The sequence below is a fragment of the Streptomyces vietnamensis genome (assembly GCF_000830005.1).
In the GTDB taxonomy this organism is placed as follows: Bacteria; Actinomycetota; Actinomycetes; order Streptomycetales; family Streptomycetaceae; genus Streptomyces; species Streptomyces vietnamensis.
This window is the reverse complement of the sequence record NZ_CP010407.1, coordinates 4,097,187-4,120,635: the sequence shown is the minus strand read 5'-3', so window position 1 is coordinate 4,120,635 and position 23,449 is coordinate 4,097,187. Positions and strand designations below refer to the sequence as shown.

Here is a 23,449-nt window from a genome sequence, read left to right as displayed (position 1 = left end):
CAGAGCGAGAGGTACGGAAGAGCGAGAGGTACGAACCGGTGTCGGCGGTGGAGCGACTGCGGCGCGGCGACCGCGGCGCGGCGTCGGCGGTGGGGCGTCAACCGCTCGTCTTCGCACCGGCGTTGATCCGTCGGGCGTGGGCGAGGCGGGCGTCCCGGTCGGCCTTCGCCGCCGCGAGTTCCGTGCCGTGCCCGCGCATGAGGCTGCGCTCGATCTCGCTCTCGACGCGGTGCCAGAGGGCGACGAGCCCGGTCTTCTCCTTGCAGGCCACGTCGGCGACGGCGGTGGCGCGCTCCCGCTCGTCGGCGGGCGGATTGCGGGGGAAGGACGGGTCGTTGGCCGGTTCGAGCGGCGTCCTGTACGTGAATCCGCGCTGTTTCATGCAGGCCGCCCAGTCGGCCGTCGCGGCGGTCACCCGGGGGTCCTGCTGGGAGTCCCGGTACGCCTGCGCGTAGAGGGCCGATCCGATCCGGGTCGGGTCGCGGTTGTCGTTCCGCCCGGCCAGGGTGCGGCGGGCCTCGCCGAGGCAGCCTCCCTCGGGCACCTTCCTGCCGTGGTGCGTGGTCAGGAGGGGCTGGTCGGAGATGCGCTGGGGGGTGCCGTTCCGGTCGTAGGTGACGCCGCCGGTGATGAGCGCCACGGTGGTCGGGTCGGGCAGCGGCCGGCTGCCGTGGTCCGTGGCGATGAGGGCGGGCGGGAGGCGGTAGCCGTACTTGCGTGCCCAGTCGGGATCGGTGACGCCGTACGGGCCTTCCGGGGGCGGCTGCGCCGAGGAGCTGCCCGCCGGGGACCGGTAGGTGACCCCGAACCCGCGCAGGCAGGTGGTGACGAGGGCCTGTTCGGCGGCGTACAGCTCGGCGTGGTCGGCGCCGCTGAGCCGGTACGGGTCGAGGGGCATGGGCAGCGGTTCGGGGACGTGTTCCACGGCCTCCGCGCGCGTCGATGCACTGGCCGGGACGTCCGGGGCGCCGGATCCGGCGCTGGAGCAGGCGCTGAGGGACAGCGGGCCCACGGCGAGTAACAGGCAGGCAAGGGGGCGGGAGGGGCGGCGTGACGTCATGGCTCCGCTCGGCGGGGTCGTCCGGACGATCCGGCGGTGGGGGCGGGTGCCCGCCCGTGACGGACGGGCACCCTGGTGACGGGTTGTGCCGGGTTCCGGGCCGCTGTGGACGCGGCCCGGTTCTACCACCAGGAGTGCGAGGCGTTCTGGTTGTAGACGTTGTCGAACACGCCGTCCTGGGAGTTGGCCGGGAGGGTGTCCGAACGGCCGCTGTACGTACCGAAGTTGTAGTCGCGGTTGTACCAGACCGTCACGTTGTGGCTCGGGTCGATGTTCTTGGCGCCGGCCGCGTTGTTCTTGACGGACTGCCCCTGGCCGTTGCCGCTGCTCAGGAAGGCGTCGTCGACCAGGTTCGGGTCGTTGCCGTAGAAGTCGGAGAGGGAGCCCCCGAAGTTGCTGTTGAAGTAGTAGCAGAGCTCTCCGGTGTTGCAGGCGCCGTCGCGGTCGGCGGCGTTGGCCGGAGCAGCCAGGGTGAGGCCGAGGCCCACCGCGGCGACGGTGGAGAGCAGTGCGGCGCTGATGCGCTTGGACATGAGTGTCTCTTCCTGCCGTGTCTCTCGTCGGATGGTGGCCCCTGGGGCGCGCGGCGGTCGTGGATGCCATGGATTCCATGGACGCCGTGACTGCCTCCTGGGGCGGAAGAGAACGTAACAAGCGCTTGAAATAAGGAAGTTGGGGTTCCGTCCGGTTCTGTTCGCGCGTCGGCCTTGCCGTTCCGGACCGGCCGGGAAACGCGTGTGTTTCCGGCCGGGCGGACATGTGGGGGAGCGGAGTCCGATTGGTTCGTCCACTGCCCGGCATCCGGGATTCCGCCGTTTTTGTCGCCCGAGGCATCCAGACAGTCATGTCCGCGTCACCGCCGGGAGCCGACGTTGGCCTGATCGGCGGTCTTGTTCGTGGCGGGATCGACCCACTGCTGCCAGCGCGGGCTGGTCGCCACGGTCGTCAGGGTGTCCGTGGAGAGCTCGGTCCCGGTCGCGGTGACCACCACCCTGGTGCCGTCGGTCCGCAGCAGGTCCACGGTCAGCGCCCCGCGCGCGTTCGTGTCGTCCCGGTGCGTCAACAGGACGGATCCGTCCGGGAGTTTGGAGATCCGGCAGTCGTCGGCCGCCTTGTCGCGGGGGCAGGAGTAGTGGCGTTCGAGGTCGCCCCGCGCGGACTGGTGCGAGGGGTCGGCCGTCGGGGCCCCGTCCTTCTTCCGCGGCCGCCCCTTGGACGCGGGATCAGCGGGGGCGGTGGCCTTCCGCTCGGCGGGCAGGCGGGCGTAGTCCCCCTGGAGCCACACCGCGACCGTGCCCGCCTCCGCCCCGGCGCCCAGGGGCAGCAGGGCGTACGTCTGGACGGAGCCGGACGCGGGGTCGCTGTCCAGCACCTCGGCCCGGTCGGTCGGGGGCCGCCCCGGGAGCAGCTCGGCCAGCAGGACGGCCGTGGCGGCCCCGCTGATCGGCTCCCGGCCGGCCGGCGCGCCGGCGCCCGGCCCGGCGAACTCGGGCACGGCGACGGTCACGGTCCCGGCCGTGCCCCCGGGCAGCCCGGGGGAGCCGGTGGTCAGGACGGCGGTGGTCGTCAGCGCGATCGCCGCCGTGCAGGCCGCGCCCCAGGCGGCGGCCCGGCGCCGGCGGCGGCGCCGGACGCCCCGGGCGGCGCCCTCGGTGACCAGGGCCTCGGTGTTCAGGGGGAGCCGGGCCATCGCCCGGTCCATGGTCCGGGTCAGCTCCCGCCCGTAGGCGGTCTCATCGTCGTACGAGCCCATGGGGCGTACCGTCCTTCCCGGAGTCGTTGCCGTCGTTGCCGTTTCCCGTACCGGGGCCGCCCCCGGAGCCGTCCTCGCCGAGGCGGGTGCGCAGCCGGGTGAGGGCGCGGGCGGCGCGCACCCGGACGCTGCCCTCGCTCATCCGCAGGGCGTCCGCGGTCTCCCGGACGCTGCGGTCCTCCCAGTACCGGAGCACGACCACGGCCCGGTCCTTCGCGGGCAGCTCGGCCAGCGCGGAGAGGAGCGTGAGCCGTAAGGCGCTGTCGTGTTCGGGGGCGATGCCGTCGGGCAGCGCGGCGGTGGGGTGTTCGGCGGTGCGGCGCAGCCGGCGGTGGGAGAAGTAGGTCCGCATGAGGACCGTGCGGGCGTAGGCGTCGGCGTTGTCGGCGCGGCGCACCCGGGACCACGAGGTGAAGAGCTTGCCGAGGGCGGTCTGCGCCAGGTCCTCGGCCAGGTGCCAGTCGCCGCACATGAGCAGCGCCGTACGGAACAGGCGCGGGCCCATGGCGCGGGCGAAGTCGTGGAAGCCCTCGGGCTCCGCGCCGCCGCTCGCTCTCGTCATCGCCTTCACACAGAGGAAGACTCGCGGGCCCACCGCTCGCGTTACACCCGTGCCGGAACTTTTTTCCCGCCCCCGTTTCCCCGCCCCTGTTTCCCCGCCCCTGTTTCCCCGCCCCCGTTTCCCCGCCCCGTTTCCCAGCTCCCCCGGGAACGCAGAACGGCCCGCCCCCCTCCCCGGGGACGGGCCGTGCCCTGCGGAACGAGGTGCGTCTTAGAACGCGGCCTCGTCCAGGTCCATCAGCGAGCCGTCGACGGCCTCGGCCAGCGCGCGCTCGGCGGAGACGCCCGGCAGGACGTTGGCGGCGAAGAACTTCGCGGCCGCGATCTTGCCCTGGTAGAAGGCGACGTCCTTGCCCGTGGCGCCGGCGGCCAGCTTCTCCGCGGCGACGGCCGCACCCTTGAGCAGCAGGTAGCCGACGACGACGTCGCCGGAGGCGAGCAGCAGGCGGGTGGTGTTGAGGCCGACCTTGTAGATGTTCTTGACGTCCTCGCCGGTGACGGTGAGGTCGGTGATCATCTTGCCGACGATGCCCTCCAGGTCGACGGCGGCCTTGGCGAGCGCGTCGCGGGCGCCGGCCAGCTCCTCGCCGCCGGTGCCGACCGCGAGGAACTTCTTGATCTCCTCGGACAGCGCGTTCAGGGAGGCGCCCTGGTCGCGGACGATCTTGCGGAAGAAGAAGTCCTGGCCCTGGATGGCCGTGGTGCCCTCGTAGAGGGTGTCGATCTTGGCGTCCCGGATGTACTGCTCGATCGGGTACTCCTGGAGGAAGCCGGAGCCGCCGAAGGTCTGGAGCGACTGCGCGAGCTGCTCGTAGCCCTTCTCGGAGCCGTAGCCCTTGACGATCGGCAGCAGCAGGTCGTTGAGGCCGTGCAGGGCCTTCGCGTCCTCGCCGGCCGCTTCCTTGATCGCGATCTCGTCCTGCACGGAGGCCGTGTAGAGGACGAGGGAGCGCATGCCCTCGGCGTACGCCTTCTGCGTCATCAGCGAGCGGCGGACGTCGGGGTGGTGCGTGATGGTGACCTTGGGGGCGGCCTTGTCCATGAAGTTCGCCAGGTCGGTGCCCTGGACGCGCTCCTTGGCGTACTCCAGGGCGTTGAGGTAGCCCGTGGAGAGGGTGGAGATCGCCTTCGTGCCGACCATCATGCGGGCGAACTCGATGATGAGGAACATCTGGCGGATGCCGTCGTGCTTGTCGCCGATCAGCCAGCCCTTGGCGGGGTGCTGGTCGCCGAAGGTCATCTCGCAGGTGTTGGAGGCCTTGAGGCCCATCTTGTGCTCGACGTTGGTGGCGTAGACGCCGTTGCGGGCGCCCAGCTCGCCGGTCTCCCAGTCGAACTCGTACTTCGGGACGAGGAAGAGGCTCAGGCCCTTGGTGCCGGGGCCCGCACCCTCGGGGCGGGCGAGGACGTAGTGGAGGATGTTCTCCTCCATGTCGTGCTCACCGGAGGTGATGAAGCGCTTGACGCCCTCGATGTGCCAGGAGCCGTCCTCCTGCTGGATGGCCTTCGTGCGGCCGGCGCCGACGTCCGAGCCCGCGTCGGGCTCGGTGAGGACCATGGTGGAGCCCCAGCGCTTCTCGACGGCGATCTGCGCGACCTTCTTCTGCGCCTCGTTGCCCTCGTTGTAGAGGATGCCGGCGAAGGCCGGGCCGGAGGAGTACATCCAGATGGCCGGGTTCGAGCCGAGGAGCAGCTCCGCGTACGCCCAGATCAGGGAGCGGGGGGAGACGGTGCCGCCGATCTCCTCCGGGATGCCCAGACGCCAGTACTCGGACTCCATGAAGGCGTTGTACGACTTCTTGAAGGTGGCCGGGACCGGGGCGGTGTTGGTCTCCGGGTCGAAGACCGGCGGGTTGCGGTCGGCGTCGGCGAAGGACTCCGCGAGCTCGTTCTCGGCGAGACGGCGGATCTCGTCGAGGATGCTCTTGGCGGTGTCGACGTCCATCTCCTCGAACGGACCGGTGCCGTACACCTTGTCGCGGCCGAGGACCTCGAAGAGGTTGAACTCGATGTCGCGGAGATTCGACTTGTAGTGCCCCATGGCGACGGCTCCGTAAGGCTCGGGGAGGGAGGTTCCTCGTACACGTACCAGCGAGTAGCAACACGCTCTCTCCGATGATGCTACCCACCGGTAATAAGAAGCAACCCCTATCCGGCCATCTGTGACGTCCCCGACGTCAATCCCGGCCGTCAAGGGGGCGGGGGACTCGCCCGCGCAGGGGTGGAATCCTCCGGCGGTACGGCGGCATCCGTGACGAATCCGCTACTTTCGGTCATGGAGCGCCCGGGATCCCGGACGGGCGGCCACCCCCCGACCCATGGGGTCGCGCCCCGGCAGGGGTCCTGCCGGGGCGGCGCGCTCGATAGTCTTGGCCCCATGTACGGCTACGAGCAGAACCCGGGTGCCCAGCAGCAGTACGCGCCGCCCCAGCAGGGGCAGTACGCCCCGCCGCAGGCCGGAATGCCGGGCGGCATGCAGGCCGGGATGCAGGGCGGTGGGTACGCCCAGCAGCCGCCGCTCTACCCGGAGCCCTCGCCGCCCTCCCTCGCCGACGCCGTACGCGCCTTCACGACCGGCACCCTGGCCCCCGAGGACTTCCAGCAGATCTTCGCGACCTCCAAGGTCTACTGCCCGCGCGGCGACAACCCCGGCTTCCTGGCCCTGCACAACACCCAGCAGCCGGTCATCCCGATGTTCACCTCGCTCAAGGAGCTGCGGCGGTACGCGGGCAAGGAGTCGAAGTACTTCGTGATCACCGGCGCCGAGGTGATCGACCTGCTGCCGACCGGCTACGGCTTCGTCCTCGACATGGAGGGCGACCACCGCATGGTCTTCGACGCGAAGGCCGTGGAGCAGATGGTCGACTACGCGATGCGGCGGATGTACGGCTGAGCCGTACGGCTGACGGAAGCGCGGACGCGCGGACGCGCGCACGCGGCCGCACGGACGTGCACGGGCGGGCCCGGCACCCCTTCGGGGGGGCGCCGGGCCCGCCCGTTCCTCGTGCGGCCTACTCCGCCTCCGCCGCGACGAGGTTCCCGTACTGCGCGGCGTCGAGCAGTCCGGCCGGCACGCCGGTGCCGGACGTCTCGATCTCGATGATCCAGCCGTCGCCGTACGGGTCGGAGTTGATCAGGTCGGGGTCACTGTCGAGCTCGGGGTTCTTGGCCGTCACCCGGCCGGAGACGGGCGCGTACAGCTCGCTCACCGACTTGACCGACTCCAGGGTGCCGAACACCTCCCCCGCCGTGACGTCGCGGCCCACCTCCGGGACGTCCACGAAGACGATGTCGCCGAGCTGCCTCTGTGCGAAGTCGGTGATGCCGACGCGCACGCGCCGGTCGCCCGCCACCTCCACCCACTCGTGGTCCTTCGAGTACTTCAGGTGCTCCGGGTAGTGCGACATGCGGGCTCCTTCAGGGGCCGTCGGGGTGCCGGGAGGTCTGCCCGGCGGAGACAGCGTGCCCGAGTGGCCGGGGGTGCGGGGGCGTGGCTCACTCGGACGGGTGGGCGGCTTTCGGCCGTCCGGACGGGACGCCCGGGAATGACGCGGAACGGTTCCGCGTTCCGGGTGGCAGAAAGTTCAGCGTTCAACTAAAGTGGACGTACAAGGTCGCACCCAAGGAGGTCCGGTCATGCCCGCTGTGACTGTCGAGAACCCGCTCACCCTGCCGCGCGTCGCCGCCACCGCCGACGCCGTCTCCCGCCCCGTCCTCGCCGTCACCACGGCCCCCCAGGGCTTCGAGGGCGAGGGCTTCCCGGTGCGCCGCGCGTTCGCCGGGATCAACTACCAGTACCTCGACCCGTTCATCATGATGGACCAGATGGGTGAGGTGGAGTACGCGCCCGGCGAGCCCAAGGGCACGCCCTGGCACCCCCACCGCGGCTTCGAGACCGTCACCTACATCATCGACGGCATCTTCGACCACCAGGACTCCAACGGCGGCGGCGGCACCATCACCAACGGCGACACCCAGTGGATGACCGCCGGCTCCGGCCTCCTCCACATCGAGGCCCCGCCGGAGTCCCTCGTCGTCAGCGGCGGCCTCTTCCACGGCCTCCAGCTGTGGGTGAACCTGCCCGCGAGCGACAAGATGATGGCCCCCCGCTACCAGGACATCCGCGGCGGCCAGGTCCAGCTCCTCACCACCCCCGACGGCGGCGCGCTGCTCCGCGTCATCGCCGGCGAGCTCGACGGCCACGACGGCCCCGGCATCACCCACACCCCGATCACGATGATCCACGCCACCCTGCGCCCCGGCGCCGAGATCAACCTGCCCTGGCGCGAGGACTTCAACGGCCTCGCGTACGTGCTCGCCGGCCGCGGCACCGTCGGCACCGACCGGCGCCCGATCCACATGGGCCAGACCGCCGTCTTCGGCAAGGGCGGCGCGCTCACCGTCCGCGCCGACGAGAAGCAGGACGGGAACACCCCGGACCTGGAGGTCGTCCTCCTCGGCGGGCAGCCGATCCGCGAGCCCATGGCCCACTACGGCCCGTTCGTCATGAACACCCAGGCCGAACTCCGCCAGGCCTTCGAGGACTTCCAGGCGGGCCGCCTCGGCACGATCCCGGCGGTCCACGGGATGGGCGAGTAGGCACGTAACGCCTGATGACGGGCCGTCACCCGTACGGCCCGTCAGCACACGACGACACGCCGACGGGCGTGGTCCGGTGAGGAGGTGCAGACCAGCCGAGCGCCCCTCCTCCCCGAACCCGCCCTCCGGTTCGCCGCCTGGTGCGTCGTCCTGCTGCTCGCCGCCGGGGTCGCCGCCGTCTTCATCTGGCTCTGCGTCCTCTTCAAGCCGGCCGTCACCCCCGTCCTCCTCGCGATCCTCGGCACCGCCCTCCTCGGGCCGCTCCACCGGCGCCTGCTGCGGATGAAGGTGCGCAGAGGCCTCGCCGCGGCGCTCACCGTCGTCGCCGTCCTCGTGGTCGTCGGCGGCGCCACGTACATCGTCGTCGTCGCCCTCGTCGAGACCGGCGACCAGATCATCGCCTCGCTCCGGCAGGCCGCCTCCGACATCGCCGACCACCTCGGCGCCGCCGGCACCTCCCTCGACGACCTCGCCGGGAACGCCGAGAAACTCCTCAGGGAGTTCGGCGGCACCGCCGCCTCCGGAGTCATCAGCGGCCTCAGCGTCGTCGGCCAGATGCTCGCCACCGGCGTCCTCGCCCTGTTCCTCATTTTCTTCTTCCTCAAGGACTCCGACCGGGCCGCCGGCGCCCTGCGCTCCCTCGCCCCCCGCGGCACCGGCGACCTCGTCGAGGCCATGGCGCGCCGCGCCTTCGAGGCCGTCGAGGGCTTCATGCGCGGCACCACCTTCATCGCCCTCGTCGACGCCGTCCTCATCGGCATCGGCCTGGTCGTCCTCGACGTGCCCGGCGCGGTGGGTCTTGCGGCGCTCGTCTTCGTGACGGCCTACATCCCCTACCTCGGGGCCTTCCTCTCCGGCGCGATCGCCGTCCTCGTCGCCCTCGCCGACCGCGGCTTCGCCATCGCGCTGTGGGTGCTCGGCGTCGTCCTGGCCGTCCAGGTCGTCGAGGGCCACGTCCTCCAGCCCCTCGTCCAGAGCAGGACCGTGCAGATGCACCCGGCGGTGGTGATGCTGGCGATCACCGCGGGGGCGTCCGTCGCGGGCGTCCTGGGCATGCTGCTCGCCGTACCGCTGACGGCGGCGGCGACGGGGATCCTGGGGGTGCTGCGCACGAGGTACGGGGCACCACCGGCGCCCGTGGACGAGGCGTAGGACCTGCCCGGCGGATCAGGGGCGGACAGCCTGTCGGACAAGTCTGCCGGACAAGTCTGCCGGACAAGTCTGCCGGGCAAGCCTGTCGGACAGGCTCAGGCCGCCGCCATCCCACCCGCCTCGAACGAGGCCAGGAGCTGTTCGAGCGCCGCCTGGTCGGGGCCGACGAACGGATCGGCGTCCGGGGCGGCCGCGATCGTGTCGAGCATCTGCCGCGTCATCCGTACGGCCGGAGGCAGGTGCGTGCACAGCACGATCTCCGGGTTCATCTCCGCCAGCGGGGCGAGCGACGCCCGGTACTTCTCCGCGTCCACCAGATGCACCCACGGGCTGTCGATCGTCGCCCAGAGCAGCTGCGCCCGCCGCAGCTCCTCCGGCTTCAGGTCGCTCGCGTGCCCGCTCTCGGCGAGCTCGGCGCTCGGCATCGGGCCGCCGAAGCAGTCGGAGCTGAAGCAGATCCGGGTCCGGTCGTCGTAGAAGCCGACGGTGGCGGGGTTGTCGAAGAGCGGCGGCCGGAAGGCGTGCAGGGTGCGGTCGCCGACGTCGAGGGACTGGCCCGGATTGAGGAAGTACACCCGGTCCATGGGCAGCGCCCGCTCGGTCGTCATGATGCCGAAGCCGAGGAACGTCGTGACCACGCGCGCGCGTGGGGCGGCGTCGAGCAGGTCGAAGATGCCGCCGGTGTGGTCCCGGTCGGGGTGGGTGAGCCAGATCCAGCGGACGTCGGCCGGGTCCATGACCCCGCCGAGCGCGGCGACGAAGTCGCGGTCCTCGACCGAGAGCCCGGTGTCGACGACGACGGGCTCGGCGGCGGTGAGGACGTAGGCGTTGGCGGGGACGTGCCCGATGCCCGGGACGTCGAGGCTGTCGGCGATCACCGTGGTGTCACTGCCGACCTTGTGGGTGTCCATGGCGCGCTCCGTGGTCCCCCACGCGCGACCGTACGAAACCAGTCTGCGCCGGGGTAGGGGGACGCGCGCGGGCGCGGGCCCGCAACGGACTAGCTGCAGCAGCCGCCCTCGGACTCCGGTTCGTTCAGTTCGAACCAGATCGCCTTGCCCTCGCCCCGCGGATCGACCCCCCACGCGTCCGCCAGCATCTCCATCAGGACCAGTCCGCGCCCGCTCGACGCCATCTCGCCCGGGTGCCGCTTGTGCGGCAGTTCGTCGCTCCCGTCGGAGACCTCCACGCGCAGCCGCCGCGCCTTCTCGCCGCACGCCACCTCGGCCACCAGGAGCGCGTCGCCGTCCGTGTGGACGAGGACGTTCGTGACCATCTCGGAGACCATCAGGACCGCCGCGTCGAGCTGGTCCTCGTCCGACCAGTCGTGCAGCAGCTGCCGGACCTGCTCGCGCGCCTCGGCGATCCGTTCCGGTTCGGCCTGGGCGATGGACATCAGGGTGCGGCGCGGGGCCTCCACGATCCGCCCGGCGGGCCGGCGGGAGAGCAGCAGCACCGCGATGTCGTCCTCGCGGCGGTCGGCGAGCGGGCCCGTCGTGTGGTGCGAGCCGGGCCCGTGGACGGCCTCCACGAGCGCGTCGGCGAGCCCCTCCAGGTCCTCGCCGTCGTGGGACTCCAGGAGCGTCCGTACCCGCTCCCAGCCGCTGTCCAGGTCGTGCCCGCCGGTCTCCAGGAGCCCGTCGGTGCAGATCATCAGCGTCTCGCCGGGGTCCAGGGTGAGCCGGGTGGTGGGGTAGTCGGTGTCGGGGTCGATGCCGAGCGGAAGGCCACCGGCCGTGGGCCTGAGCAGAACCGTTCCGTCGTTCATCCGTACCGCCGGATCCGGATGCCCCGCCCGCGCGATGTCGACGATCCCCGTCTCCAGGTCGACCTCCAGGTAGAGACAGGTCGCGAAACGCGGACCGCCGCCGTTCCCGTCCCCGTCGTCCCCGTCCGTGATCCCGTACAGGAAGCGGGAGGCGCGCGAGAGCACCGCGTCCGGCCGGTGGCCCTCGGAGGCGTACGCGCGCAGGGCGATCCGCAGCTGCCCCATGAGACCGGCGGCCCGCACGTCGTGCCCCTGCACGTCGCCGATGACGAGGGCGATCCGGCCCGGGCCGCGCCCGCCGGTGCGGGAGGAGCCGCCGGGCAGCCGGATCATGTCGTACCAGTCGCCGCCGACCTGGAGCCCGCCGCCGGTCGGCACGTACCGCGCGGCGACCTGGATGCCGGGGATGCCGGGGCCGAGGACCGGCATCATCGTCCGCTGGAGGCCGAGCGACAGCTCGCGCTCGGACTCGGCCACGCCCGCGCGTGCGAGGGCCTGCGCGAGCATCCGCGCGACCGTCGTGAGCACCGAACGCTCGTCGGGCGTGAACGCCACCGGGTGCTTGAAGGCCGCCATCCAGGCCCCCATCGTCCGCCCGGCGACGACGAGCGGCACGAAGGCCCAGGAGCGGCGCCCGAAGCGCTGCGCGAGCGGCCAGGTCATGGGGAACCGCCGCAGGTACTCCTCCGGCGTCGGCAGATAGATGGCACGCCCGGTCCGTACGACCTCCGCCGCCGGATAGTCCGTGTCGAGGGACATCGACGAGAACGGCCCCTCGTCGCCCTCGCTGTGCCCGTGGTGGCCTATGACCGTCAGCCGGTCGCCCGCCACGCCGAAGACGGCGAGCCCGTCGGGCGAGAAACCGGGCATCGACAGGGACGCGGCCACCCGCAGCACCTCGGCCGTCGACCGCGCCTCGGCGAGCGCCCGCCCCGCGTCGAGCAGGAAGGCCTCCCGGGAGCGGCGCCAGTCGCCGGTGATGGGGGTGCGGGAGGCGGTGCCCGGCGGCTGCTCGGCGACCTCCTGGAGCGTGCCGACCAGCTGGTAGTCGTTCCCCTCGATGAGCGGCTTCGACCTGCTCCGTACGGTACGGAGCACCCGCCCCTGCTCGTCCATGATCCGCAGCCGGGCCTCGGCGAGGGTGCCCTCGGCGACGGCGAGGTTGACCACCCCGTCGATCTCGTTCCAGTCGACCGGATGAAAACGCGACCGTACGGCCGCCTCGGTGAGTCGCACGGGCTCGGCGGGCAGCCCGAGCAGCCGGGCGGCCTCGGCGTCGAGCGAGACGATCCCGGACGCGTTGTCCCAGCGCCACAGGCCCGTCGCGATCGCGGCCAGGACGTCCTCGGTGCGCATTGCCCCACTTTATGAAGATCGGACAGCAGGTCGCCACCGAGAGTATTCGAAATGGGATCCCGGCCCGGCCGGTACTCTGGGTGGGTCTGCCCTCGTGTCCTGTGACATCCGTGACAGCGGTCACGACCGGCCGGCGCCCCACGACCCAAGATCCCGAAGACTGGATGAACGACGATGCATCGGTACAGGTCCCACACCTGCGGCGAGCTCCGCGCCTCTGACGTCGGCACCGACGTCCGGCTGAGCGGCTGGCTGCACAATCGGCGCGACCTGGGCGGCATCCTCTTCATCGATCTGCGCGACCACTACGGCATCACGCAGCTCGTCGCCCGGCCCGGCACCCCCGCCGCCGAGGTCCTCGACAAGCTGACCAAGGAGACCGTCGTCCGCGTCGACGGCAAGGTCGTCTCCCGTGGCGCCGACAACGTCAACCCGGAGCTCGCGACCGGCGAGATCGAGATCGAGGCCGCCGAGGTCGAGGTCCTGGGCGCCGCCAAGCAGATCCCCTTCACCATCAACACCGACGACGGTGTGAACGAGGAGCGGCGCCTGGAGTACCGCTTCCTCGACCTGCGCCGCGAGCGCATGCACCGCAACATCATGCTGCGCTCCGCCGTCATCGCCTCCATCCGCTCCAAGATGGTGGCCCTCGGCTTCAACGAGATGGCGACCCCGATCCTCGCCGCGACCTCCCCCGAGGGCGCCCGCGACTTCGTCGTCCCGTCCCGCCTGAACCCGGGCAAGTTCTACGCGCTGCCGCAGGCGCCGCAGCAGTTCAAGCAGCTGCTGATGATCTCCGGCTTCGACCGGTACTTCCAGATCGCGCCCTGCTTCCGCGACGAGGACGCCCGCGCCGACCGCTCGCCGGGCGAGTTCTACCAGCTCGACGTCGAGATGAGCTTCGTCGAGCAGGAGGACGTCTTCCAGCCGATCGAGAAGCTCATGACGGAGCTCTTCGAGGAGTTCGGCGGCGGCCGCCACGTCACCTCCCCCTTCCCGCGCATCCCGTTCCGCGAGTCGATGCTGAAGTACGGCAACGACAAGCCGGACCTGCGCACCGACCTCGAACTCGTCGACATCTCCGACGTCTTCGAGGCCTCGGAGTTCAAGGCCTTCGCCGGCAAGCACGTCCGCGCGCTCGCCGTCCCGAACACGGGCGACCAGCCGCGCAAGTTCTTCGACTCCCTCGGCGACTTCGCGGTCTCCCTCGGTGCGAAGGGCCTGGCCTGGGTCCGCGTCGGCGAGGACAACGCCCTCACCGGCCCCATCGCCAAGTTCCTCACCGAAGAGAACGTCAAGGTCCTCACCGAGCGCCTCGGCCTGAAGCCCGGCCACGCGATCTTCTTCGGCGCCGGCGAGTTCGACGAGGTCTCCAAGATCATGGGCCCGGTCCGGGTCGAGGCCGCCAAGCGCGCCGGCCAGTTCGAGGAGAACGTCTTCCGCTTCGCGTGGATCGTCGACTTCCCGATGTACGAGCGGGACGAGGAGACCGGCAAGATCGACTTCTCGCACAACCCGTTCTCCATGCCGCAGGGCGGCCTCGAGGCCCTGGAGACCCAGGACCCGCTGGACATCCTCGGCTGGCAGTACGACATCGTCTGCAACGGCATCGAGCTCTCCTCCGGCGCCATCCGGAACCACGAGCCCGAGATCATGTTCAAGGCCTTCGAGATCGCCGGCTACTCCCGCGAGACCGTCGAGCACGAGTTCGCCGGCATGCTCCGCGCCTTCGAGTACGGCGCCCCGCCGCACGGTGGCATCGCCCCGGGCGTCGACCGCATCGTCATGCTCCTCGCCGACGAGCCCAACATCCGCGAGATCATCGCCTTCCCGCTCAACGGCAACGGCCAGGACCTCCTCATGGGCGCCCCGACCGAGCTGGACGAGTCCCGCCTGCGCGAGCTGAACATCCAGCTCCGCAAGCCGGTCGAGAAGAAGACCACGGAGGACCGCCCGATCACGGAGGCGGTCCACCCGGAGGCGGGCCGCTAAGCCCCCTGCTCGCAACGAAAGGCCCGGAACCTCACGAAGGTTCCGGGCCTTTCTCGTGACCCAGGTGGTCGAACAGTCCGTGGCACGGACATCCACCTCCGCCTCGACAGATTGCGGCCACCAACCGCTTCGCCGTTATGAGGCCCCCGGGCCCTCGGCCGGGAAGTGATGCACGACGATCCACTTCTCGTCATCTTCCGTGGATACAGCACACATCACTCGGCCGTTTGTCGAAACGGCCAGGAATGCGGCGTCACCGGTGCCAGACGCGATGCGCGAAGGTAGATTCGATCCGGAGTTGTCCTTCACGCGAACCCATCCGATTTCGTGCCCGCGTGCGCCTGGAGCCAGGATGTAGAACTCCCTGTCGCCTGATACCAGGTGACTGGATTCTGCCTGGATCGCCCATTGGCGGTCCAGCTCTGCTGCGGCGTCAGGCAGCGAATCGCTGATCGACACCTTGGGCTCTACTTCAACTCCGTTCACGGCGTAGATCGCCGACATGACCCCAGGAAATCCGGCTGGTACTGCTTGATCCAGAATAGTGAGACCGCTCTTCTCGAGCTCCTGTTGCCACTCTGGTCTGGCAGATTCTTCATTCCCCGTTGTAGAAGAAATGGTGATCCCCGCCTTCCTTGTTTATCTTGAGGTACCTCTCCATGTTTTCAGGATAGCCGTTTGTGCCGTCGGGGCGTATCACCTTTTGATTGTCCCATCCGAAGTTCACGAAGGATCTATCGCTAGGTTTCTTCGGCTTTCCTGCGTGGAAGTGCGTTCCAGCGGGGTCGTGTGTGTGCTCCACGATTACGCGGGATCCATTTTCGGTCTCGAACTGTCTGAAATGACCCCAGTGAGCTCGGTCGCTTGAATAAATATACCCAGGGACATGCTTGAGGTTCTTGTCGCCGACCACGGTCCATTCGGCCAGTGGGGATTCACCGTATGGAACACCAGCAGCTTCGAAGGCTGCTCGTTCTGCGTCGACTCTCTTCTCGAACGGGTTTGAAAGCTCGCCCTTCGGAGGGCACCCGTCGGGCGCAAGGCCCAGCGGGTCGCTCCACGTGTGCGGATTGTGGACGTAAGTTGCCGGGTTGGGGGCCGGGGCGAGGCCTAGAGGGTCCGGGGAGAGGTAGCGGGCCGATTCCGGGTCGTAGTAGCGGAAGTGGTTGTAGTGGAGGCCCGATTCCGGGTCGAAGTATTGGCCCGGGAAGCGGAGTGGGGTGTAGGCCGTTGCGTCGCGGGTCCATGTGGTCGTGCCCCAGAGCGTTGCGCGGGTGCGCCAGGCCACGTCGCCCGACTCGGAGACCAGTTCCGTCGGGGTGCCGACCAGGTCGGTGACGATGGCGAAGAAGCGCTCGTCGGTGGAGTCCGGGACCGTGCGGCGTTCCGTCTGGGCCAGGGGGCGCAGGCCTGCGTGGTCCCAGGTGAGGGTGATGTCCTCGGTCGTCTGCTCGCAGAGAGTGGCGCCGTCCCAGGTGAAGTGGACTGTCTCGAAAGGGGACTGCTTCGATATTCGGCGGCCCAGGGGGTCGTACCCGTAGCGCCACACCGTGCCGTCCGGTGTCGTCACCGAGGTCAGGCGGTCTTCCGCGTCCCACTCGTAGCGCCAGGTGTCGGGCTTGCGGGAGAGGCGGGTCTTCTGGCGTAGGACGATCCGGCCCTGGGCGTCGTGTTCATAGCGGACGGAGCCCGCGGTCGTGATCCGCGTCCCTGTATACGCACGTGCCCCCGTCGACGAGTGGGACGGGTGCGTCGACGGCCAGGACGCCTCCGTCTGGTTGCCGGCGTCGTCGTAGGCGTACCGCTCCGTCCAGTTGTGGGCGTGGACGGCCAGCACTCGTCCCGCCTGGTCCAGGTCGAAGCGGCGGGCGCCAGAGAGTTCGTCCGTGATGCCGATGAGGCCGCCGTCCGCGCGGTACGTGTACGCGCGGTGCTGAAGACGGCGGCCCGAACCGCCCGTGACCTCCTGCGCGGTGAGGCGGCCCATCGTGTCGAACGAGGACGACAGGTTCGCGAAGTCGCCTATTCGGCGGGATGTTTCGCGGCCCAGGGCGTCGTGAGTGAAGGACAATGTTCGGCCCGACGAGGTCAGTTCGGTACGGCGGCCCGCCGCGTCGTACGACCACGTGCTCTTCGAACCACCCGGTGTCGTCCGCCCTGTACGGCGCCCCACGGCGTCGTACTCGAACGAGAGCGTGCGGCCGTTCACGGTCTCCGAGACGAGGCGGCCGTAGCGGTCCCGGAGGCGCGCCAGCGTCGCGTCCGGGCCGGTCGCGGTCGCCAGCTGGTCGAAGACGTCGTACTCGTACGTGCTGACCGCACCTTCGGCGTCCTTGCGGACTATGCGGCCCAGGCTGTCGCGCTCGAAGCTGATCTCCTGCCCGAGGCCGTTCGTGCGGGAGGTGAGTCGGCCCGACTCGTCGTACGCGTAGCCCAGAGTCCGGTCGTCGAAGTCCGTCTCCTCGACCAGTCGGCCCGCCGCGTCGTACGCGTAGTCCCACGTCAGGCCCTGGGGATTGGTCACCCTCGTCAGGCGCAGGTTCGAGTCGTGGGCGAACTCGTAGCGGACCCCGTCCGGGCCCGTGCGGGAGGTCAGCAGGTCGAAGTCGGTGTACGTGAAGCTCGTCGTGCCGCCCAGCGCGTCCGTGTGGCTGAGGCAGTTGCCCTCGCCGTCGTACGTCCAGGACTCCACCGTCCCGTCTGGGGCAGTGCGTTTCGATGGCTGGCCTTCGACCGTCCACTCCAGGCGTGTGACCGCGCCCAGGGGGTCCGTGACCTGGACCGTGCGGCCGAAGGCGTCGTAGGAGTAGCGGGTGACCGCGCCCAGTGGGTCGGTGACCTCGACAGGGAGGCCGCGGGCGTCCACGACCAGTCGCGTCGTGGCGCCCAGTGGGTCCGTCATCGACGTCAGCCGGCCCGACTCGTCGTACGCGAACTCCGTCCGGGCGCCCGAAGGGGCCGTCACCGACGTGCGGTTGCCGCGTTCGTCGAAGGTCTGGCGGGTGACGTTGCCGTCGGTGCCGGTGAGGCGTATCGGGAAGCCGTGCTCGTCGTACTCCGCCCGTGCCTGTCGTCCGTCCGGGCGTTCCAGTACCGTCGGCCGGCCCTGGTCGTCGTAGGTGGTGCGGGCGGTGTGGCCCAGCGGGTCCGTCCGCGACAGCAGGCGGTTGTGGCGGTCGTACGCGTAGCGGGTGACCCCACCCAGGGCGTCGATCTCGGCGACCACCTGCGCGCGGTCGTTGATCAGGTGGCGTTCGGTGTGACCCAGGCCGTCGGTGAGGGTGGTGATGCGGAGGCCGGTGGCCGGGTCCACGTCGTCCCAGGTGAACGTCGCTTCCAGGTGGCCGTTCGTGCCCGACTGGTACGTGCAGCGGTCCTGGTCGTCGTAGACGTAGTCGAAGCGGCTTCCGTTGGTGTCCGTCCACGAGGTGATGCGGCCGTGCTCGTCGCAGCCGAAGAGGAGGGGTCTGCCCGAGGAGTTGGTGACCTCGGTCAGGTGGCCGTCCGTGTAGCCGTAGCGCAGGATCTCCTGGTCCGCGAGGTGAAGGGCGGTCACATGCCCTTCGCTCGTCGTGAGCTTCAGGTGATACCCGCCGTGGTGGACGATCGCCGTCGGGGCGCCCGACTCGTCGTACTCGAATGCGATCCAGCGGCCGTTGCGGTCGTCCATCTGGGCCAGGAGCGCGAGTTCGTCGCTGTGGTCGGTGAAGTGCCGGACTGTGCCGCTGTCGGGGTCCGTGATCGTGTAGCCGTCCTCCACCCGGTCCAGCGGCCACTGCCGGCCGTGCGTGGGCATGACCGGGACGCCCGGCGCCGGATGCGGATAGGCCAGGAGGCTGCCCTCGTCGCAGCTGAAGACGACGCCTTCCGAATCGATCTCCAGCCTCTGGTCCACCGTGCTCGACCACGTCGGACCGAACCAGCGCCCCGAGCGGCGCGAGGAGTCGAACGTGCGCCGGAACACGAGGGGCAGCGAACCGGGCAGCGCGATGTCGGTCTGCGGCAGCAGCATCCGGCCCGTCGCGATGTCGATCGGGTCCTTCTTGCACTTCGTCTCGCGGCCCGTCTTGCCGGCGGTGTGCGGATCCTTCCCCTGATCCCCGCGGACACCGCCCGGCTTCTTCACCTCCGGCAGGTGCTTCGTGCCGTTCTTCACCGCGGCGCGTACGCCTCCGCGCACCAGGCCGGTGCCCTTCGAGCCGATCAGCTCCGGCAGGAGCCGGCCGAGGAACTCCGACGGGTCGCCCTTCGCCGAGTCCCAGGCGTTCTTCAGCGCCCTGTCCGGGTTCGCGACCGTGGACACCAGGCCGGCGAGCGTCATGTTGACGCCCTTGTAGTACTCCGCCGGGTGGGTCATGTTGTATACGTCGGTCGGGTTGACCGAGCGGACGAAGTCGACCAGGCCGGCCCCGCCCTTGACGACGCCACCGCTGAAGTGGGCCAGCTCGATGCTCGTGCCGACGCCGTAGTCCATCAGCTCGGCCTTGACCCGCTCGCGCCCCGTCGGCTCCTTGGGCGCATGGGCGAGGGCCGCACCGACCGCCGCCTTCGCCGACTCCGCGGCCTCGTCGCGCGCCTTCCGCGCGTCGTTCAGGATCTCCTGGGCGCGCTTCCGCTTGGCCGTGCCGGGGTCGGAGAAATCCCCGGGGTCGGGGAGCGGGCTGTCGGTGCTGCTCGCCGCCTTGTAGGCGGCGACCTTCTTCTCGTACGTCTCGGTGGCCGCCTTGGAGTCCGCATCGCCCTCCTTGTACAGGGCTATCGCCTCGCGCGCCTTGCCCTGCGCGCTCACGATCGCGTGGGAGTACGTCTCCAGCGCCCTGGCCGCGTTCTCCATCGCGTCGGCGGCCTGCAGCCAGTCGGTCGGCAGGGTCTCGAACGCCGACCGGAACGCGTCCGCCGCCGCGCCCTTCCAGTGACCGGCGTCCAGCTTCTTCATCCCGCCGCCGACGAGGTCGAACGCCCTCTGGAAGTCCCGGAGGTTCTTCACCGACTCGGCGATCTTCTCCGGCTTGCCGTGGACGAGCTCGTCCGCCTGCTCCGTCTGCCCGAGCTGCTGCTCCCCGACCTCTGCGCCCAGGGAGGAAGCGGTCTTGTCACCCCAGTCCTCGACCGCGTCCGCCCAGTCGTGCGTACCCGCGGCGTCGAGGATCCGACCGGTCATGTCGGTCGCCTGGTCGACGCCCTCGCCGAGGAACTCCTTGCCCTTGTCGATGCCGGCGCCTATGCCGTCGCCGATCTTGTCGATCCCCTTGTCGACCCAACCGCCCCAGTCCACCATCAGCGGCCGTCCCCCCAACGCGGCTGATCAGCCTGCTCGATGGTCGCCTTGTTCGGGCGGAACTCGGCCTTGAGCTTCTCGCCCACGACGTCGTCGCCGGTGTTCTTCCAGGTCTGCTCGACCTCTTCCTGAGCCTTCCTGAACGACTCCTCGCTCCCGTCCGCGTTGTCCCACGCGTGCTGGTCGCGGATGGTCTCCCAGCTCATCTCCTTGACCTCGTCCTCGGACAGGTGCGGGTTGCCGTTGACGGCGTTCGCGACGATCTTGATCGAGTCCTTGACGTACCGCTCGTGCTCCGCGAACGATCCCGCGGACAGGCCGACCCCGACGGCGAACTGGTTCCCCCGCATGGTCAGCGCGCGGACGCCCCACTCCCAGCGCTCGCAGAACGTCTTGAACCGCGACGTCAGGCCGCCGTGCCCCAGCTCCAGACCGGACAGGGCGAGATCCGAGAACCCCCGGCCCGCCGACGCCTCGCCGATCATCCCGAGATCCTTCAGCTCGGCATGCGCCAGGTCGATGCCCTTCGCTATCGCCGCCAGCGCATCCGCCGGCACCGCGAGATGTGGCTCGTTCCCGCTCATCGTGTCCCCGCCCCCGTCTCCGTACCCCCGAGATCGACCGCCACCGCGTCCGGGACGACCCCCGCCACCGGCGGAAACAGCACCCCGTCCGCGCTGCCCGCGTCCAGCGCGACCCCGCCGGGACCCGGCAGCATCGGCACCATCACGTCGAGAAGCCGCGCGCCGAGGATCGTCCGGTACGTCCACTCCCGCTCGGCGTCCCCGCGCGCCACCGCGAACCGCGCCAGCGCCTCCTCGTCCGAGAACGCGCAGATCCACCGCACCCCGTTGAAGTCCGCGGTCCAGAGACTCTCGTGGTCGTCGAACGGCACGAGCACGGCGGTACGCCGGAATTCGCCGAGCAATCGCGCAAAGTCGCGCCGGGCCGTTGCCGCTGCCTCGTCGGCCGGTTCCGGCTCCGGTGCGGGTTTCGGCTGTACGGTCGCCACCGGCGCGTTTGCCAACTCCGCCAGCCGTGACAGCTGGTGAGTCTCCGGTCTGTCGTCCCCCTGCTCAGTCACTCACGCAGGCTGGCATGCGAACATTCGCGCGAGCAACGAGGAATGACCCACCCTGTCAGGTCGTCGGTGTGCAGGTGGCGCATGTGCCCGGTTCGGGGGCTCGGTAGGCGCGGTCGCAGGTGTCGCAGTTCTGGAGGGGGTGGCGGACGCCCGGGTCCGCCGGCCGGAAGGGTGGCAGGGGCGGGAGATGGGCGTTCAGGCGGTGAGCCAGGAGGGCGGCCGGGCGGCGGAGTTCTTCCTGGGGCAGGGCGAAGGTCAGGATCTGGCGTACGGCCTCTGGGCTGACCTCGCGTTCCAGCCAGGTGGCGACGCCCGGGGCCAGGTGGTCCACGTCGGTGGCGGAGAGGTACAGGCGCGGGTCGTCGCGGCGCAGGTCGCTGAGGATCCCGAGTGCCGTCGCCAGGAGGTCCGGGGCCGGGTAGGCGGGCTGCGGGACGGCGGGGAGTGCCTTGCGCTGGGGTTCCGGGTGGCGGGTGGGCAGCTGGGGCTTCGCCGGTGGCTCTTCGGCGGCCCTCCGGCCCGGGTTGTTGCGCGAGACCGTACGGGTGACCATCCGCCCGTCCGCCAGGCGCTCTCGTGTCCGGCTCAGATAGCCGTGGGCCTCCAGCTCGTTCAGCGCGTCGCTGATCCGCTTCCTCCCCTCTGGGAACTTCCTCTCGAGGGTCTTGATGCTGATGCAAGCCCCGGTGGGCAGCGACTGGATGTGCGCGGCGAGGCCGATGGCGGTCAACGACAGCTCGGGGTGTTGGGCGAGGTGGTTGCCGATCACCGTGAAGCGGCGGATGTGGCGGTCGTTGTCGTGCATGACGCCTCCGGAGCGGGCGCATGTACGCGCCTTGGGGTGGGTTTTCGCGCCGTTACGGGACGGGGCGGAGGTGCGCGCGTTAGTGTTTCGAGTATCCACGGGAAGGTTGCTTCTTCCTTGTGGTCAGGCCCTCGTCTTGGGATTGCCGTCCCAGCGAGGGCCGACGCATGTCTGGTGGCATATGCCGGTCGAGCCGAGCGTAAAGCAGGCAACCCCTCCCGAATCCAGCCCAGTTGGTGACTTTCACTCGCACGAGTGAGCGTCCGGCCCGGGAGGGAAAGGGTGGGGTTTGGTGGGGGTTCTTTCTCCCCGGTGGTCCTTTGGAAGACCGGCCGCCGCACCGAACCCCCCATTCCGGGAGTTCGGTGGGGCGGGTCGTTTCCGCTGGTCAGAGATGCGGCAGGTCGAGTTCAGCCCATACGGTCTTCCGGGGTACGGGTCCCGGCTCGACGCCCCACCGGTCGGCGAGCGCCTCGACGAGGAGGAGGCCGCGACCGAGTCGGCGGGGAAGGTCGGTGCCCCGGGTGTCCGTGACCTCGATCCGGAGGACGTCCACGTGCACCCGAAGCGCGAGCCGGAAGCTCCGCCCCGTGACCCGGCCGTGTGTGGCGGCGTTCGCGGCGAGTTCGGCGACGACGTGTTCGGCGGACTCGACGACGCCGTACGGGAGTTCCCGGGTCCGCAGCCACTCGAGGGCGAGCAGTCGGGCGAGCCTCGCTCCGCGTGGCGTGGGTGACAGCAGCACCCGGAAGTCGTGGGTCGGTACGGGTACTTGGGTGGTGTTCTTCTGATTCACGTCACCGAGCGTGGTCGCTGCTGGCTAGCGTGAACAGTGACGACACCGATGCGTAGGGTCACTGTCCGGGGCTTGTCCACTGCTGTCCGGCCTGTCCGAACCCGTACGCAGGGTAAGGGTGTTGCGGCGATCGGACAGCCGGAGGAAGGGCGCGCATGTCGGTGGACGAAGGAGTACGGAACCTCAAGAGCGAGGCGGACGAGCCGGGGTGGGAGGTCGACCCGGACGACGACTGGGGACTGGCCGTCATCGCTACCGTGGGACGGCAGTTGAGGCTGCGGAGGGAAGCGGTGGGGATGCGGGCCGCCGAGTTCGGGATCGCGGTCGGGTACGGCGAGGACCTCGTCTACAAGATCGAGGGCGGGAAGCGGATCCCCCGGCCCGAGTACCTGGACAAGGCGGACGAGGTCCTGGACGCGGGCGGGCTGATCGCGGCGATGAAGGACGACGTGGCGAAGGTCCGGTACCCGAAGAAGGTCCGGGAGCTGGCCAAGCTTGAGGAACGGTCGGTCGAGATCGGGGTGTACGAGTGCATCAGCATCAACGGCCTGTTGCAGACTCCTGAGCACGCCCGAGCCCTGTTCGAGGCTCGACAGCCGGCGTACTCGGAGAGCGAGGTGGAACGGCTGGTTGCCGCCCGCATGGCGCGACTGTCGGTCCTCGGGCGATCCCCTGCGCCGTCGCTCAGCTTCGTCCAGGAAGAGGCGACGCTGAGGCGCAGGGTTGGCGGCACAATGGTGTGGCGGCAACAGCTCGAACGCCTGCTGGAGGTGGGACGCATGAATCACGTCACGCTCCAGGTGATGCCGACGCAAAGTGAGGCTCACCCCGGCCTCAGCGGGAGGATCGAGCTGCTCAAGTTCGAGGACGGCACAGCGGTGGGAAGGTCTGACGGTGCGTTCAACGGGCGCCCGACCTACGAGCCGAAACAGCTGAGGATCCTTGAGCTGAGGTATGGCACCATCCGGGCTCAGGCACTCCCGCCAGGGGAGTCCCTGGCCCTTATCGAGCGACTGCTGGGAGAAACATGATCCGCAAGGCCTCCGCCGGGGACGTCTCCGAACTGGCGTGGTTCAAGAGCAGCTACAGCAGCGGTCCCGAGGGCGACTCCTGCGTGGAGATCGCCACCACCCCCGCCACCGTCCACGTTCGCGACTCCAAGAACATCGGCGGGCCGCAGCTCGCGCTCACGCCCGGCGCGTGGGCCGGTTTCGTCTCGTACGCCGTCGGCTGCTGACCCACAGC

Annotated in this window: 20 protein-coding genes; 6 read left to right on the top strand and 14 right to left on the bottom strand. The window is 70.1% G+C overall.

Annotated elements, in window-relative coordinates; all coding sequences use genetic code 11:
* Positions 1–97: 97 nt before the first annotated feature.
* From SVTN_RS18340 to SVTN_RS18320, 5 genes are all read right to left on the bottom strand, one after another.
* Positions 98–1,060 (bottom strand): hypothetical protein, encoded by a 963-nt coding sequence (locus SVTN_RS18340; protein ID WP_159026466.1) that lies wholly within the window; start codon positions 1,058–1,060, stop codon positions 98–100.
* A gap of 122 nt (positions 1,061–1,182) precedes the next feature.
* Entirely contained in the window at positions 1,183–1,593 is a 411-nt protein-coding gene (locus SVTN_RS41040; RefSeq protein WP_052499189.1) for a peptidase inhibitor family I36 protein, read from the bottom strand.
* A 320-nt stretch (positions 1,594–1,913) separates the two neighbouring features.
* Positions 1,914–2,813, bottom strand: a complete 900-nt coding sequence (locus SVTN_RS18330) for a hypothetical protein (RefSeq protein WP_041130074.1) — start codon at positions 2,811–2,813, stop codon at positions 1,914–1,916.
* Complete coding sequence (locus tag SVTN_RS18325; RefSeq protein WP_063782261.1) at positions 2,794–3,375, bottom strand: SigE family RNA polymerase sigma factor; 582 nt, start codon at positions 3,373–3,375, stop codon at positions 2,794–2,796. Before SVTN_RS18325 ends, SVTN_RS18330 begins: the two co-directional genes overlap by 20 nt.
* A 210-nt stretch (positions 3,376–3,585) precedes the next feature.
* On the bottom strand, positions 3,586–5,415 hold the full coding sequence (locus SVTN_RS18320) for an acyl-CoA dehydrogenase (RefSeq protein ID WP_041130073.1): 1,830 nt from the start codon (positions 5,413–5,415) through the stop codon (positions 3,586–3,588).
* A 336-nt stretch (positions 5,416–5,751) separates the two neighbouring features.
* On the opposite strand from SVTN_RS18320, the gene SVTN_RS18315 reads away from it, so the two are divergent.
* Positions 5,752–6,267: an SseB family protein gene (locus SVTN_RS18315; protein ID WP_041130072.1), complete on the top strand. Its 516-nt coding sequence runs from the start codon at positions 5,752–5,754 to the stop codon at positions 6,265–6,267.
* A gap of 118 nt (positions 6,268–6,385) precedes the next feature.
* On the opposite strand, the gene gcvH is transcribed toward SVTN_RS18315, so the two are convergent.
* A complete protein-coding gene (gene gcvH / locus SVTN_RS18310) occupies positions 6,386–6,781 on the bottom strand; it encodes a glycine cleavage system protein GcvH (protein WP_041130071.1) in 396 nt (131 codons plus the stop codon).
* A gap of 229 nt (positions 6,782–7,010) precedes the next feature.
* Between gcvH and SVTN_RS18305 the strand changes: the two genes are divergently transcribed.
* Together SVTN_RS18305 and SVTN_RS18300 are read left to right on the top strand one after the other, a co-directional pair.
* Positions 7,011–7,973, top strand: a complete 963-nt coding sequence (locus SVTN_RS18305) for a pirin family protein (RefSeq protein ID WP_041130070.1) — start codon at positions 7,011–7,013, stop codon at positions 7,971–7,973.
* Between the two features lie 84 nt (positions 7,974–8,057).
* Positions 8,058–9,125: an AI-2E family transporter gene (locus SVTN_RS18300; protein WP_041130069.1), complete on the top strand. Its 1,068-nt coding sequence runs from the start codon at positions 8,058–8,060 to the stop codon at positions 9,123–9,125.
* A 95-nt stretch (positions 9,126–9,220) separates the two neighbouring features.
* Here the strand turns inward: SVTN_RS18300 and SVTN_RS18295 are convergent, their stop codons facing one another.
* Together SVTN_RS18295 and SVTN_RS18290 are read right to left on the bottom strand one after the other, a co-directional pair.
* Complete coding sequence (locus tag SVTN_RS18295; RefSeq protein ID WP_041130068.1) at positions 9,221–10,036, bottom strand: MBL fold metallo-hydrolase; 816 nt, start codon at positions 10,034–10,036, stop codon at positions 9,221–9,223.
* Positions 10,037–10,125: 89 nt separating this feature from the next.
* A complete protein-coding gene (locus tag SVTN_RS18290) occupies positions 10,126–12,249 on the bottom strand; it encodes a SpoIIE family protein phosphatase (protein ID WP_041130067.1) in 2,124 nt (707 codons plus the stop codon).
* Positions 12,250–12,423: 174 nt separating this feature from the next.
* Here SVTN_RS18290 and aspS point away from each other — a divergent pair, with 174 nt between their 5' ends.
* Positions 12,424–14,241 (top strand): aspartate--tRNA ligase, encoded by a 1,818-nt coding sequence (gene aspS, locus SVTN_RS18285; RefSeq protein ID WP_041130066.1) that lies wholly within the window; start codon positions 12,424–12,426, stop codon positions 14,239–14,241.
* A gap of 135 nt (positions 14,242–14,376) precedes the next feature.
* Here the strand turns inward: aspS and SVTN_RS44280 are convergent, their stop codons facing one another.
* From SVTN_RS44280 to SVTN_RS18260, 6 genes are all read right to left on the bottom strand, one after another.
* Positions 14,377–14,745, bottom strand: coding sequence for a hypothetical protein (locus tag SVTN_RS44280; RefSeq protein ID WP_159026465.1), 369 nt, complete (start codon positions 14,743–14,745; stop codon positions 14,377–14,379).
* Positions 14,746–14,836: 91 nt separating this feature from the next.
* Positions 14,837–19,519, bottom strand: coding sequence for a putative T7SS-secreted protein (locus tag SVTN_RS18280; protein ID WP_041130065.1), 4,683 nt, complete (start codon positions 19,517–19,519; stop codon positions 14,837–14,839).
* Positions 19,519–20,103, bottom strand: coding sequence for a hypothetical protein (locus SVTN_RS18275; RefSeq protein ID WP_041130064.1), 585 nt, complete (start codon positions 20,101–20,103; stop codon positions 19,519–19,521). The genes SVTN_RS18280 and SVTN_RS18275 overlap by 1 nt, the downstream gene beginning before the upstream one ends.
* Entirely contained in the window at positions 20,100–20,603 is a 504-nt protein-coding gene (locus tag SVTN_RS18270) for an SseB family protein (protein WP_174518268.1), read from the bottom strand. Before SVTN_RS18270 ends, SVTN_RS18275 begins: the two co-directional genes overlap by 4 nt.
* A gap of 55 nt (positions 20,604–20,658) precedes the next feature.
* Entirely contained in the window at positions 20,659–21,507 is an 849-nt protein-coding gene (locus SVTN_RS18265; RefSeq protein ID WP_041130062.1) for a helix-turn-helix domain-containing protein, read from the bottom strand.
* A gap of 289 nt (positions 21,508–21,796) precedes the next feature.
* Positions 21,797–22,204, bottom strand: coding sequence for an ATP-binding protein (locus tag SVTN_RS18260; protein ID WP_041130061.1), 408 nt, complete (start codon positions 22,202–22,204; stop codon positions 21,797–21,799).
* Positions 22,205–22,359: 155 nt separating this feature from the next.
* On the opposite strand from SVTN_RS18260, the gene SVTN_RS18255 reads away from it, so the two are divergent.
* The gene (locus SVTN_RS18255; RefSeq protein WP_041130060.1) at positions 22,360–23,235 is read left to right on the top strand and encodes a helix-turn-helix domain-containing protein; all 876 of its coding nucleotides are present in this window, start codon (positions 22,360–22,362) and stop codon (positions 23,233–23,235) included.
* On the top strand, positions 23,232–23,441 hold the full coding sequence (locus SVTN_RS18250; RefSeq protein WP_041130059.1) for a DUF397 domain-containing protein: 210 nt from the start codon (positions 23,232–23,234) through the stop codon (positions 23,439–23,441). Before SVTN_RS18255 ends, SVTN_RS18250 begins: the two co-directional genes overlap by 4 nt.
* Positions 23,442–23,449: the final 8 nt, after the last annotated feature.

Coding starts and splice junctions, on each gene's coding strand:
- SVTN_RS18275 (WP_041130064.1), bottom strand. CDS start 20,103: ATGAGCGGGAACGAGCCACATCTCGCGGTGCCGGCGGATGCGCTGGCG.
- SVTN_RS18250 (WP_041130059.1), top strand. CDS start 23,232: ATGATCCGCAAGGCCTCCGCCGGGGACGTCTCCGAACTGGCGTGGTTC.
- SVTN_RS18290 (WP_041130067.1), bottom strand. CDS start 12,249: ATGCGCACCGAGGACGTCCTGGCCGCGATCGCGACGGGCCTGTGGCGC.
- SVTN_RS18330 (WP_041130074.1), bottom strand. CDS start 2,813: ATGGGCTCGTACGACGATGAGACCGCCTACGGGCGGGAGCTGACCCGG.
- SVTN_RS18305 (WP_041130070.1), top strand. CDS start 7,011: ATGCCCGCTGTGACTGTCGAGAACCCGCTCACCCTGCCGCGCGTCGCC.
- SVTN_RS18280 (WP_041130065.1), bottom strand. CDS start 19,519: ATGGTGGACTGGGGCGGTTGGGTCGACAAGGGGATCGACAAGATCGGC.
- SVTN_RS18340 (WP_159026466.1), bottom strand. CDS start 1,060: ATGACGTCACGCCGCCCCTCCCGCCCCCTTGCCTGCCTGTTACTCGCC.
- SVTN_RS18320 (WP_041130073.1), bottom strand. CDS start 5,415: ATGGGGCACTACAAGTCGAATCTCCGCGACATCGAGTTCAACCTCTTC.
- SVTN_RS18315 (WP_041130072.1), top strand. CDS start 5,752: ATGTACGGCTACGAGCAGAACCCGGGTGCCCAGCAGCAGTACGCGCCG.
- SVTN_RS18325 (WP_063782261.1), bottom strand. CDS start 3,375: ATGACGAGAGCGAGCGGCGGCGCGGAGCCCGAGGGCTTCCACGACTTC.
- SVTN_RS18295 (WP_041130068.1), bottom strand. CDS start 10,036: ATGGACACCCACAAGGTCGGCAGTGACACCACGGTGATCGCCGACAGC.
- gcvH (WP_041130071.1), bottom strand. CDS start 6,781: ATGTCGCACTACCCGGAGCACCTGAAGTACTCGAAGGACCACGAGTGG.
- SVTN_RS18255 (WP_041130060.1), top strand. CDS start 22,360: ATGTCGGTGGACGAAGGAGTACGGAACCTCAAGAGCGAGGCGGACGAG.
- SVTN_RS44280 (WP_159026465.1), bottom strand. CDS start 14,745: ATGTCGGCGATCTACGCCGTGAACGGAGTTGAAGTAGAGCCCAAGGTG.
- aspS (WP_041130066.1), top strand. CDS start 12,424: ATGCATCGGTACAGGTCCCACACCTGCGGCGAGCTCCGCGCCTCTGAC.
- SVTN_RS41040 (WP_052499189.1), bottom strand. CDS start 1,593: ATGTCCAAGCGCATCAGCGCCGCACTGCTCTCCACCGTCGCCGCGGTG.